Source organism: Paraburkholderia sp. GAS333 (assembly GCF_050435665.1).
GTDB classification, from domain to species: domain Bacteria; phylum Pseudomonadota; class Gammaproteobacteria; order Burkholderiales; family Burkholderiaceae; genus Paraburkholderia; species Paraburkholderia fungorum_A.
In genome coordinates, this window is record NZ_JBNDKS010000001.1 from 1,279,171 (window position 1) to 1,291,831 (window position 12,661).

At 62.5% G+C, this 12,661-nt stretch carries 11 protein-coding genes; 7 read left to right on the forward strand and 4 right to left on the reverse strand.

Annotated features, from left to right (window positions below; all coding sequences use genetic code 11):
- Positions 1-3: 3 nt before the first annotated feature.
- Together ABH945_RS05750 and ABH945_RS05755 are read left to right on the forward strand one after the other, a co-directional pair.
- Entirely contained in the window at positions 4-1,449 is a 1,446-nt protein-coding gene (locus tag ABH945_RS05750) for an amidohydrolase family protein (protein WP_429249964.1), read from the forward strand.
- Between the two features lie 136 nt (positions 1,450-1,585).
- A complete protein-coding gene (locus tag ABH945_RS05755) occupies positions 1,586-1,837 on the forward strand; it encodes a DUF1488 domain-containing protein (protein ID WP_074764139.1) in 252 nt (83 codons plus the stop codon).
- Positions 1,838-1,959: 122 nt separating this feature from the next.
- On the opposite strand, the gene ABH945_RS05760 is transcribed toward ABH945_RS05755, so the two are convergent.
- Entirely contained in the window at positions 1,960-2,889 is a 930-nt protein-coding gene (locus ABH945_RS05760) for a LysR family transcriptional regulator (RefSeq protein WP_074764138.1), read from the reverse strand.
- 252 nt (positions 2,890-3,141) lie between these two features.
- On the opposite strand from ABH945_RS05760, the gene ABH945_RS05765 reads away from it, so the two are divergent.
- On the forward strand, positions 3,142-3,915 hold the full coding sequence (locus tag ABH945_RS05765; protein WP_429249965.1) for an SDR family NAD(P)-dependent oxidoreductase: 774 nt from the start codon (positions 3,142-3,144) through the stop codon (positions 3,913-3,915).
- 132 nt (positions 3,916-4,047) lie between these two features.
- Here ABH945_RS05765 and ABH945_RS05770 read toward each other — a convergent pair whose 3' ends face one another.
- Positions 4,048-5,448: a DHA2 family efflux MFS transporter permease subunit gene (locus ABH945_RS05770; RefSeq protein WP_429249966.1), complete on the reverse strand. Its 1,401-nt coding sequence runs from the start codon at positions 5,446-5,448 to the stop codon at positions 4,048-4,050.
- A gap of 156 nt (positions 5,449-5,604) precedes the next feature.
- Here ABH945_RS05770 and ABH945_RS05775 point away from each other — a divergent pair, with 156 nt between their 5' ends.
- Positions 5,605-6,465: a LysR family transcriptional regulator gene (locus ABH945_RS05775; protein ID WP_074764135.1), complete on the forward strand. Its 861-nt coding sequence runs from the start codon at positions 5,605-5,607 to the stop codon at positions 6,463-6,465.
- A 412-nt stretch (positions 6,466-6,877) separates the two neighbouring features.
- The gene (locus ABH945_RS05780; protein ID WP_074764134.1) at positions 6,878-8,452 is read left to right on the forward strand and encodes a methyl-accepting chemotaxis protein; all 1,575 of its coding nucleotides are present in this window, start codon (positions 6,878-6,880) and stop codon (positions 8,450-8,452) included.
- A 95-nt stretch (positions 8,453-8,547) separates the two neighbouring features.
- Here ABH945_RS05780 and ABH945_RS05785 read toward each other — a convergent pair whose 3' ends face one another.
- Together ABH945_RS05785 and ABH945_RS05790 are read right to left on the reverse strand one after the other, a co-directional pair.
- Positions 8,548-8,985, reverse strand: coding sequence for a carboxymuconolactone decarboxylase family protein (locus tag ABH945_RS05785; RefSeq protein ID WP_074764133.1), 438 nt, complete (start codon positions 8,983-8,985; stop codon positions 8,548-8,550).
- 328 nt (positions 8,986-9,313) lie between these two features.
- Complete coding sequence (locus ABH945_RS05790; protein ID WP_429249967.1) at positions 9,314-10,216, reverse strand: SDR family oxidoreductase; 903 nt, start codon at positions 10,214-10,216, stop codon at positions 9,314-9,316.
- A 1,135-nt stretch (positions 10,217-11,351) separates the two neighbouring features.
- Between ABH945_RS05790 and ABH945_RS05795 the strand changes: the two genes are divergently transcribed.
- Both ABH945_RS05795 and ABH945_RS05800 read left to right on the forward strand, forming a co-directional pair.
- Positions 11,352-12,221, forward strand: coding sequence for an STAS domain-containing protein (locus ABH945_RS05795; RefSeq protein ID WP_074764131.1), 870 nt, complete (start codon positions 11,352-11,354; stop codon positions 12,219-12,221).
- 1 nt (position 12,222) lies between these two features.
- A complete protein-coding gene (locus ABH945_RS05800; protein WP_074764130.1) occupies positions 12,223-12,606 on the forward strand; it encodes an STAS domain-containing protein in 384 nt (127 codons plus the stop codon).
- Positions 12,607-12,661 lie beyond the last annotated feature (55 nt).

Below are 12,661 nucleotides of genomic sequence, written 5' to 3' on the forward strand. Positions count from 1 at the left end.
CTTATGACAACACACACTACGCAAGCTTCCACGCTGATCCGCAACGCGGCCGCCATCATGACCGGCGGTCGCGGTTCCGCCGACGACCCTGACCGCGTGAAGGGACCGGACATCCGCATCGTCGGCGATACGATCGAGGCGATTGGCGCGCTGACGCCGCGTCCGGGCGAGACGATCGTCGACGCGACCGATTGCGTGGTCTACCCGGCCTGGGTGAACACGCATCATCATCTGTTCCAGTCGCTGCTCAAGGGCGATACGGCCGGTCTCGATGCAACGCTCACGCCGTGGCTCGCCGCCACGCCATACCGGTTTCGCGCGCTGTTCGACGAGCGGCGCTTTCGTCTCGCGGCGCGCATCGGTCTGATCGAACTGGCGCGTTCCGGTTGCACGACGGTGGCCGATCACAACTACGTGTACTACCCGGGCATGCCGTTCGACAGTTCGGCGATCCTGTTCGACGAAGCCGACAAGCTCGGCTTGCGCTTCGTACTGCTGCGCGGCGGCGCGACGCAAACGCGCCAGCTCGAAGCGGAATTGCCGACGGCATTGCGTCCCGAAACGCTGGACGCGTATGCCGCCGATATCGAGCGTCTCGCCGCGCAATATCACGATGCGTCGCCGCGCGCGATGCAGCGCGTCGTGGTCGCGCCGACCACGGTGCTGTATTCCATTTCTCCCGCCGAGATGCGCGAGACGGCGGCGTTGGCGCGTCGCCACGGGCTGCGTCTGCATAGCCATCTGTCGGAGACGGTCGGTTATCAGGACAGCGCGCACGCGATGTACCGGCAGTCGCCGGTCGCGTTCTGCGGCGAGCACGACTGGCTCGGCAATGACGTCTGGTATGCGCATCTGGTCAAGGTCGATGCCGACGAAATCGCGCTGCTCGCGCAGACCGGCACCGGCGTCGCGCATTGTCCGCAAAGCAATGGACGGCTCGGCAGCGGCATCTGTCCGGTGCGCGAGATGGCGGATGCGGGCGTGCCGGTGTCGATCGGCGTCGACGGCGCGGCTTCGAACGAAGCGGCCGACATGATTTCCGAAGTCCACATGACGTGGCTCGCGCAACGCGCGCGGCTCGGCATGATGGCGCAGCCGACCTATCGCGGCGGCAGCTTCGAAGGCGGCGCGAATGCAGCCAGCATTGCCGACGTGATTCACTGGGGCACGGCGGGCGGCGCGCAGATCATGGGCCTCGACGAAGTCGGCAAGATCGCCGTGGGTTTCGCGGCCGACCTCGCGGTCTACCGGCTCGACGATCCACGATATTTCGGCCTGCACGATCCGGCTATCGGACCGGTTGCGTCAGGTGGACGGCCTTCGCTGGCCGCTCTGTTTTGCGCGGGCAGGCAGGTGGTCGCCGACGACCAGATCGACGGTGTCGATCTGAAAGAACTCGCACGCGAAGCGAGGACGGCGGTGCGGGAATTGCTGGAGGAGGTGGCCTGAAACGACCCGCAACGTCAGACGATCGGAGCGAATGGCGCGGCCCTGCAAGCCGTGAAATGCGGAGCAAAAACCGCTTGACCGCGCCACTCATTCAGCGCAACGTGCAAAAGGAAATGGACAACTGCCGGAGCACGACATGTCGCTCAACTTCCCGAACCCGAGCCGCAGCTACGACGCTTATCACCATTGCGTCAATTTCTGGGGCTACGACAATGCACGCGAAATCGCCTTCGCCGTCAACGATTCGGTGCTGTCGAATCTGAGTCCGAATGCGGGCTCGGATGAACCGGCGGTGCTGGCGGCATTCGACCGCCATCGCGAGCAGATACTGATGCTCGCGCGTGGCGTGTACGTTCCTGGCTCGCAGAATCGCTATACGATTGGATAGCGCGGGTTGGCATCACACTGCGGCACGGTGCTGCTGCGTACCGCTAGTGCATAACGCCAACTCGTAACACCACAACGCAGCGCAGCAAATCCGCACCGTAAAGCGACCGCAACCCGCACGCTTCAGACGCCCGCTTCGCGGGCCGCACCACCCGTCAGCGAAACGATGAAATCGTAGAACGCCCGCACCTTCGCCGGCGGATGATGCCGCGACGGATACAGCGCATATAGCGGATAAACCTCATCGCCCCAGTCGGGGAACAACTCGACCAGCTTGCCGTTCGCCAGCAACGACTCGGCCCCGAGCGACAGAATCTGCGCAATCCCCTGGCCCGCTGCACACGCGCTATGCAAGGTGCCCACGTCATTCACGGTCAGGCGTCCCTGCGGCGTAATCACATGCTTCTTGCGGCCGCGATGAAACTCCCACGCGAACGGATACCCGGTGAGCGGATCGCGAAACTTGATGCACACGTGCTTGCCGCTCTCGAGATCGGCCGGGTTCACCGGATGACCATGCTTCTTCAGATACGAAGGCGCAGCCACGGTCAGGATGCGCGTGTCGAGCAGCTTGCGCGCGATCAGCGTCGACACCGGCGGCTCGCCGAAACGGATCGCGAGATCGAAGCCGTCGGCGACCATATCGCCCAACTGGTCACGCGTGATCAGTTCGAGTTGCAGATCGGGATGCTTGTCGATAAAGCCGCCGAGCCGCGGCCCCAGCACGAGGCGCGAAAAGAACGGGTCCATGTTCACGCGCAAACGTCCGCGTACCGCTGTCGCGCCTTGTGCCGCCGATGCCGCCGCCTCTTCGAGTCCGCCGAGCAGCGGCACGATCTGTTCGTAGAAGCGGCGCCCTTCGTCGGTCAGCGTGACCGAGCGTGTGGTGCGGTCGAACAGGCGGATACCCAAACGTGCTTCGAGCCGTGCAACTGAACGGCTCACCCCGGATTGCGACATGTCGAGCGCTTCGCCGGCCGCCGCAAAACTGCCGCAATCGACGATCGCCGTCAAGACGCCCATGCCGTTCAGCATGCGCTCGTCAAATGGCATGTGATCTTCCTTTTGTTATGCATTAATGCACGACATGCTAACGCGAAAGTAGCCTTTGATTCACGCGAGAACGCAGGCGGTGCGGGCCTCTCAGCGCTTATCGATGATGCGATGTCATGAGTGCCATGATAGCGACGCTATCGCGTCAATCGCGCGCCAGGCGTTAGCCTGTTCGGACTCGGCCCACATGCGATGGAATGGGCTTCTCGTCATGCATCGGGCATATTTGGACTATTCAACGGAGAATCGATCATGTCGCGTGTTTTTATTACCGGATCTTCCGATGGTTTAGGCCAAATGGCCGCGCGTCTACTCGTCGATGCAGGACATGAAGTCGTTTTGCATGCGCGCAGCGATGCGCGCGCGGCCGATGCGTTGAAGGCGGTGCCTGAAGCGCGGGCCGCACTCGTCGGCGATCTGTCGAGTATTGCGGCGACGAAAGCGCTCGCTGAGCAGGTCAATCGGCTCGGCCATTTCGATGCGGTGATCCACAATGCGGCGGTCGGTTTTCAGGAGCCGCGCCGGGTGTCGACCGTCGACGGCTTGCCGCATGTGTTCGCGGTGAACACGCTGGCTCCGTACGTGCTGACCGCGCTGATCGACAAGCCGAAGCGGCTCGTCTATCTCAGTTCGGGCCTGCATCGCAGCGGCGACGCGAGTCTGGTCGATCTCGCGTGGGAGCGGCGTCCCTGGCGCGGCACGGCTGCGTATTCGGACTCGAAGCTGCACGATGCGTTGCTGGCGTTCGCGATGGCGCGTCGCTGGCCGGGGGTGTTGTCGAATGCGCTGGAGCCGGGTTGGGTCGCGACGAAAATGGGCGGGAAGGGCGCGCCGGACGATTTGCAGGCCGCACCGGAAACACAGGTGTGGCTGGCCGTCAGCGACGAACCGGCGGCCAGGGTGAGCGGCGCGTATTTTTATCACAAGCAGCCGCGCGACACGCATCCGGCATTGCGCGATGTCGCTGTGCAGGAGCGGCTGATCGAAGCGTGCGAGGGTTTTTCGGGCGTGCGTTTACCGGAGTGACCAGGGCACGGGCTTAGTCTTTTCAGACCGCGCTTGCGAGACAACGCAGGTCGAAAAATGCAAAGCAGGCCCGGTCGAAGCACTGCGGATCGACAAGCCCCCGGACTCGGGGCCCGCCGTGCCAACGCAAAATCAGCGCCCCGCGCCTTGAGCCGCCTGGCCGCGTACGGGGCTTGTCCCCGACGCGTCGTCGAGATGGCGGAAGACCCACGCCGACACCAGCGTAATCACGCCAACGCACACGAAGGCGAACCGGAATCCCAGTTCCGCCGATCCCCAGTGCGCGGAGAACACGTTCACCAGTCCGCCGCCGATCGACACGCCCAACCCGATCGCCAGCATCTGCACCATCGAAAAGAGGCTGTTGCCGCTACCCGCATCTTCGTGAGAGAGACCTTTGAGCGTGACGCTGTTCATCGCCGCGAACTGCATCGAATTGGCCGCGCCGAACACGGCCAGAATCGCGGCCTCGATCACGAGCGGCGTGCCGCGCGAGATCAGCGCGAACGACACGATGGCCGAGCCGACAATGATCGTGTTGACCAGCAAAAACGTGTCGTAGCCATAGCGGCGCACGAGCGGCGCGATCCAGCGTTTGGCGACGGTGCCGGCGAGCGCCGCGGGCAGCATCATCAGCCCGGAATGCAGCGGCGAGTAGCCCAGTTGCAATTGCAGCAGCAGCGGCACGAGGAACGGCACCGCGCTGGAGCCGACCCGACAGACGAGATTGCCGACCAGCCCGACGCTGAAATTCGGCTCGCCGAACAGAGAGAGCTTGAACAGCGGTTCGCGCCGATGCCGTGCATACGGAATGTAGGCCAGCGCGCTCAGCACGGCGAGCACGAACAGTCCCGCCGACCACGCGGCCCGATGCGTGGGAACCGGCGCGTCGATGGCGAGCGAGAACGCGATCATGCACAGCGACAGCAATCCGCAGCCGATAAAGTCGAACGGCGGCGCCTTGGCTTCACCGTGCGACGGCAGATAGCGCTGCACCGCATACAGACCCACCGCGCCGATCGGCACGTTGATCAGAAAAATCCAGTGCCAGGTGATGGCCTGCACGAACCAGCCGCCGAGCGTCGGCCCGGCAATCGGCCCGAGCTGGCCCGCAATCGAAATGAACGCGAGCGCCGACACGTACTGCTCGCCCGACACGCTGCGCAACACGGCGAGGCGTCCGATCGGCAGCAGCATCGAGCCGCCGATGCCTTGCAGCACGCGCGCCATCACCAGTTGGCCGAGCGTATGCGCGCTCGCGCAGCAGACGGAGCCAAGCACGAAGATCAGGATCGCCACGAAATACACGCGGCGGGTGCCGAAGCGGTCGGCGAGCCAGCCGGACGCGGGCGTGAGCATCGCCATGGTCAGCGTGTAGGCCACCACGATCGGCTGCATCGCGAGCGGCGCGACGTGCAGGCTGTTGGCGATGGAGGGCAGCGCGGTGTTGACAATCGTCGTGTCGAGCGATTGCATGAAGAAACCGGCGGCGACGATCCACAGCAGCGCGGTCTGGGAGGAATCCTTGGTCATTTTTCACGACGCGCTCAGGCGGCCTTGACGGCGTCTGCGCGGGGCAATTCATTGGGGAATTCCGTCATGATATTGACATCTTCGTCAATCGGGAACCCCACTAGCGACGCTGACTGTTATCGACTTTGCCGATAAGCAGCGCGACAATGGCGCATCATGCTCAATCCCATCTGGCTCAAGACTTTTGCAACTGTCGCCGCTTGCCACAGCTTCACCGAAGCGGGGCGGCGGCTGAACCTGACGCAATCGAGCGTCAGCGAACACATCCGGCGGCTCGAAGAGAGCGTTGGCCGGCGCCTGTTCGTGCGCGACACCCATTCGCTCGCAATGACCCCCGACGGCGAGGCCATGCTCGCGCACGCCAGCGTGATCCTGCAGGCGCTCGCACGCGCCGAATCGCAGTTTCGCGCGCCGCGTCTGAAAGGCCGCGTGCGTCTCGGTTCTTCCGACGATGTCGCGCTCGGCCCGCTACCCACGGTGCTGGCGGCTTTCCGCGACGCCCATCCCGACGTCGAACTGGAAATCACCATCGGCATGACCGGCAAGCTGTACGAGTTGCTGGACGCGGGCGAGATCGATCTGCTGGTCGGCAAGAGGCGGCTCGGCGACCGGCGCGGCGTGCCGCTTTTCACCGGACGGCTGGAGTGGCTCGCGCGCGCGGGCACGCTGGTCGATCTGAGCCAGCCGTTGCCTCTGATTCTGGTCGCCGAGCCGAGCGTGACGCGCGCGGTCGTGCTCGACGCGCTCGCCGAGGCGGGTTTCAGCTGGCAGGTCGTGTGTACGAGCAGCAGTCACTCGGGATGCATTGCGGCGGCGCGCGGCGGTTTGGGTATTACCGTGCGTCCGCAGTATCTGGCCGCGCGCGGGCTGACGCCGCCGTTGAATGCGGCCGGTCTGCCGACGCTGCCGTCGGTGGAATTCATCGCACTCGCGGCGAAACGGCTCAGCCGTCCGGCGGGGACGCTGCTGCAATTGCTGCATGACAGCGATCTGCGGGGTTCGTGGATCGGCGAATGATTCCGATGGATGCCGTTCCGCAACGGAGCGGCAATTCGCGCGGCGAATAAGCGGGAAGCAAGCGGCGCACATGCTGTTAGCCGCAACCAGAAATGAATGGCGGCGCGCGCAATGCGCGCCCTGATCGTGGCCTTTCCCGGCCCTCCAACTCCTCCAGATACGGTCTCCACAGACGCTGCCACGCCTGTTGCGCGTTTACCGCGTCTTTCAGATTTTATTTTTTCGCACGATCCTGTCTCGATATACTTTCCATATACGGTTAGATGTTCCAAATAAGGAACAAAAAATCGTTTGAGCAGGAAGTACAGAGTGGCCACGTGGAAGGCGTCGGGACACATCGCCTTTCATCCGTGCGCAGGAGCCGCACGTCATGAGCCAGAGCGCGAGACCAGCCAGAGCCAGAACAATCACGATGACCAGACACCTCACCATCAATCTCCGCATCGCGATCACCATCGCGTTTCTCGGCGTGCTGTTGATCGCCACCGGCGCCCTCGGCATTCTCGGCATGGACGAAAGCAACGACGCGCAGCACGACGCGTACGCGGTCCACTTCGCGTCGGTCGTCGCGCTCGGCAAATCGGGCACCGCCATGTCGCGGGCGCGCTTCGGCCTTGACTGGGCGATGAGCAATCCGCACTCGCCGCAACTGACCGCGCAACTCGAACGCGCGAACATGCTGCTCGGCGAATCGGACAAATGGTGGCGCACATTCCGCGAGCTGCCGAAAACGCCGGAACTGCAAACCCTCACCGACGACCTCGACGCGAAGCGCACGGCTGTGCGGCGTGACGGTATCGACAAGCTGGTCGAGGCGATCCGCAGCGGCGACGTGAGCTGGATGGACGAGGGCCGCGCGAATCACCTGATCGGCCTTTATACGGCGATGAACACGAGCCAGGGTGCGCTGGAAAACTACCTGAATCAGCAGGCGAGCGACGCGAACGACCGCTCGGCGGCGCGCTTTCATACGCTGCTGATCGCGTGTATCGGCAGCATCGTGCTGGGCTTGACGGTGGCGTTCGTCAGTTGGCGCACGTTGCGCCGCGCGATCATGACGCCGCTGAACGACGCGCTGCGCCAGTTCGACGCGATCGCCGCCGGTGAATTGACGACCCGCGTGACGATCCGTTCGAACGACGAAATGGCGACGCTGTTGCGCGGCGTCGCGTCGATGCAGGACAAGCTCGGCGCAACCGTCACCACGGTGCGGGCCGGCTCTCATTCGATTGCGTCGTCGACCCAGCAGATTGCGGCAGGCAATCTCGATCTGTCGCAACGGACCGAGGAACAGGCCGCGTCGCTCGAACAGACGGCGGCGGCGATGGAGCAACTCACGTCGACCGTGCAACTGAACGCCGAGAACGCGCATCACGCGAGCGAACTGGCGCTGCGCGCATCGGAGATGGCCGCGCGCGGGCGCGATTCGGTCGGCAGCATGGTCGAGACCATGCGCGTGATTCACGCGGGTTCGTCGAAGATGACCGGCATCATCACCGCAATCGAGGGCATTGCTTTCCAGACCAATATTCTTGCGCTGAATGCGGCCGTCGAAGCGGCGCGAGCGGGCGAGGAAGGGCGCGGTTTTGCGGTGGTCGCGGGCGAAGTGCGCAGTCTCGCGCAACGCTCGGCGGCGGCCGCGAAGGAAATCGGCGCGCTGATCGCGGAGTCCACCTCGCGCGTGGAAAACGGCGCAGGCCTCGTCAACGAAGCGGGCGGCACGATGCAGAACATCGAAGCCGCTATCGAACGGGTCGCGCGGATCGTCGGCGAGATCGCGGCGGCGTCGAAGGAGCAGAGCGAGGGGATCAAACAGGTGAGCCTCGCCGTCACGCAAATGGACGAGGTGACCCAGCACAATGCGGCGCTGGTCGAGGAAAGCGCGGCGACCGCGAACTCGCTGGCCGATCAGGCGCGGCAGTTGAGCGAGTTGACGGCGGCTTTCAAGGTGTCGGGCGACCGGGCGCTACGCGAAGCGGCTTATTGAGCGCTCGCGTAGCGGGTTCGGCATGATCTGGCTTTGACGCGGGTCCTTCATGCAGGCCTTAGGGAGTCCTTTCATGCAGCGCGTCGTGCAGCCTTTTATGCAGGCATCTTGCGGAACGAAATCGCAAAGCGGTTCCATGCGTTGATCGCCGAAATCAGCAGCGTCAGGTCGACCAGTTCCTCGTCGCTGAAATGCGGACGCACGGCTTCCCACACGGCATCGGGCACATGCTCGTGCGACACCAGCGTCACCGCTTCGGTCCATTCGAGTGCGGCGCGTTCGCGGTCGGTGAAGAACGGCGTTTCGCGCCATACCACTACGGTGGCGAGACGGCGCTCGGTTTCGCCGCCTTTGCGGGCGTCGGTGGTGTGCATGTCGACGCAGAATGCGCAGCCGTTGATCTGCGATGCACGCAGACGCACCAGTTCGGTCAGCGATTTTTCGAGCGCCGATTTGCCGATGCGTTCTTCGACGCCGAGCATTGCCTTGATCGCGGCGGGATTGGCTTTGTAGAAGTCGAGACGTTGTTCCATGATTCACTCCTCAGTGGGATGGTTGAACGCGTGGCTGGACGCTGTTCTGCTGGCATTCCGTGACGCGATGAGTGAATCTTAGACGTCGAAATGGATTCTAAAAATGACCGATTTTAGGTATTTTCAGGTGACCACTTTGACGGTTTCGCGGCGGCTTCGGACAGGCGTTCTCAGGGCTCTCATTTTTTATGGTTAGCATCGCTCGATGCCGTGCAGACAGCCCGCAGAAAGCAGTTTTTCCAATGGCAACGAGCAACGCGATCTTGCGAAGCGATGCCGGGCGCACGAATCGAACGCCGACACCGCCGCATACCCGCTTCAGGTCTTATCAAGGCAAGTGATTGCCACCGGTCACGCCATACACTTCGCCCGTCACAAAGCTCGACTCCTGCGACGCCAGCAGTACATAGACAGGCGCGAGTTCCGCAGGCTGGCCGGGGCGCTTCATCGGCGCTTCGGAGCCGAATTCTTCGACTTTCTCCTGCGGCTGCCCGCCGCTCGGCTGAAGCGGTGTCCACACTGGACCTGGTGCAACTGCATTGACACGGACGCCTTTACCGATCACCTGTTTCGCCAGGCCGTGGGTGAAGGCCGTGATGGCCGCTTTGGTCGACGCGTAGTCGAGCAGACCCGGGCTTGGCTGATAACTCTGGATCGACGTCGTATTGATGATGGTCGCGCCCGGCGGCAGATGCGGCAAAGCTGCCTTGCAGAGCCAGAACATCGCAAAGACATTGGTGCGGAAGGTCGTTTCGAGCTGCTGCGTGGTGAGATCGGCGATATCTTCGACGAATACCTGCTTGCCCGCCACGTTCACCAGAATATCGAGGCCGCCGAGTTGCCCGACCGACTGTTCGACAAGTCGGAGGCAAAACGCCTCGTCGCCAACGTCGCCGGGCAGGGCGATTGCCTTCCTGCCAGCTTCTTCAACGAGCCGGATGACCTCGCGTGCGTCCGCTTCCTCGCTCGGCAAATAGTTCAGCGCCACATCGGCACCTTCGCGGGCGAATGCGATCGCAACCGCTCGTCCAATGCCGCTGTCCGCGCCGGTGATCAGTGCGCGGCGGCCGGCGAGTCGACCGAATCCCTTGTAGCTCGTCTCGCCGTGATCGGGCTTCGGAGTCATCTTCTGCGCCAGTCCGGGCGCTGATTGCGGCTGCCGTTCGAAGGGCGGCTGCGGATATTGTCTGGTGGGGTCCTGCATGGTGAATTGATTGCGGGTGTCGGCCATGAATAACTCCGGGATAGGAAAGGCGTTGTGATCTTCGTCAGATGTCGCTGCGCATTACCTGCGAACGATGTCAACGACGATGATCGAGCGCGGCCTGGTGTTGCTGACATCGCAAGAGCCGTTCCCTGCACGCGGATAAAGGTGCGTATGTGCGGACGCGTTACGCTGCCCGTTTTTATTCGTTTGTCGTAGCGGGCCGTGCACCAGATTGCGTGTGGCATACCCAGCTCATCAGCGCGTGCGAAGCCGCCTTTGGCAACTGCCAGCACGACGTAAGACCCGCAAACCGTCTTCGCATTTGATGAGCCGGGAGTAATCGGGAGCTTCATACCTCAGCCGCCAATCGACGATAAAAGCGTGCCAGTGAGGGTGAGCTCGCGTGACGCTACATGCTGCGAGAAGGGGGCGAATGCGACCGCATGGGACGTCGCCAGCAAACATATCGATCCCGATTTTTTTGCACCACACACACTGACCGAACCCGAATCGTCAGGATGGCTGACTGCACCCGCGCGCTGGGACCCGGCCACCGACCGGTCCTCGCAAACGACAGGGGAACACGCGTTCGCCGGGATCGCAAAAGGGTGACGCGCAATTGAAGCAGAAGAGGCCATGTTCTACGTGTCAGGACGCGCGTCGCCCGGAACTTCCTGCCTGTATTAACTTCTCGCGCGTACATGCTCTCGATACGCCGGCCAGTTGTGTCATGAGCCGCTACTGAATGCAACCGGCTCATCCCGCTGTCGCATCACGCGAAGGGCAGCCTCGTGCCGGCGTCTAAATCGATACCGGTGCGGCTGCGGAAATCGGAAAGAGTCGGCAGGTTGCCATACAGACTCTTATCAAGGCCACTAGCGACGTAATGTGGTGGCTGAATGCGCGCCGGGGAAATCGCAAATTTGCGTGCGGCACTGCACGAAAAAAACGGATCGGGTGTCGTAGAAAGTACCGATAGACGGCTGCCAGATCGGAAAATTCAGGGTTTACGTGTGCGCCCAAAACTTCCTTTGTGCGAGAGCGCAACCTCCGCTAAAAAATTCATTCAAGGAAGAGAAGACACACGGTCCGCCGAAATCGCCGGACTGTATGATATGGCACTCGTTGGATAGCGCATGAACCCACTCAGGAGCAAACATTGAGCGATCAGACAGATTTGGGTGCCATTCTGGAAAAGAACGAAAGTTCTATCCTGACGGCGTGGGTCGATGGACAGTTGGCGGGCGGTTCGCGGCAAGGAGTGATCTCGGACGGCGAACTGAAAGAAACGTCACGGGTATTTCTCGCGATCTTCGCGAAGGCAGTCAAAAGCGACTACGACGAGGAATTGAGCGGCGAAGCCTGGCAGGCTATCCGCGCACATCTCATCGCGCTGTCGCGTGAACGTGTCGTGCAGGGTTTTTCCCCGGCGGAAACTGCCACCTTCATCTTTTCGCTGAAAAAGCCCTTGTTTGACGCGTTGCGGAAAGAGTTCGGCAAGGATTCGTCCCGCCTGGTAGACGAACTCTGGAAGCTGACGCAAACGCTCGACAGGCTCGGCCTGCTGACGGTCGAGGCTTACCAGGAAACGCGTCAGGAGATCATCGAGCGTCAGCAGCAGGAATTGCTCGATCTGACCACGCCGGTGGTGCGGCTGTGGGATTCGATCGTGGCGCTGCCGCTGATCGGTACGCTCGACAGCGAGCGCACCCAGGTCGTCATGGAAAGCCTGCTCGATTCGATCGTCGAAAACGAAGCTGCGATTGCCATCATCGATATCACCGGTGTTCCGACGGTCGACACGCTCGTTGCACAGCACCTGCTCAAGACAGTGGCCGCTGCGCGCCTGATGGGCGCCGAATGCATCATCAGCGGAATTCGTCCGCAAATCGCGCAGACCATCGTGCACCTTGGCGTCGATCTGGGCGATGTGGTCACGAAGGCGACGCTCGCTGAAGCGCTGAAGGTCGCCCTGCGTCGAGTCGGCCTCGGCGTCGGCAAGCTCTCGGCCCTGAAGCAGGACAACTGAAATGGAGCAGATTCCAGTTCTCAAGCTCGGCGAGTTTCTGCTGGTTTCGATTCAGGTCGAGCTCCATGACGAATTGGTGCTGGGCCTGCAGGACGACCTGACGTCGCGGATCGAGCGCACGCGTGCGCGAGGCGTGCTGATCGACATCTCTGCTCTCGAGATCGTCGATTCGTTCATCGGACGCACGCTGGGCCATATCGCCGCGATGGCGCGCATCATGGACGCCACGACCGTCCTCGTCGGAATGCGGCCTGCCGTGGCGATCACGCTGGTTGAACTTGGCATGTCGCTTCACGGAATCCGCACGGCGCTCGATGTCGACAAAGGTATGGCGTTACTGCGCGCATCGCTGGACGACGCGGGAGAGCCGCCATCGTTAAATTAAGCGAAGTCGTACTGGACATTCGCTCTGGCGACCAGGTCAATCTCGCTCGTAAAAC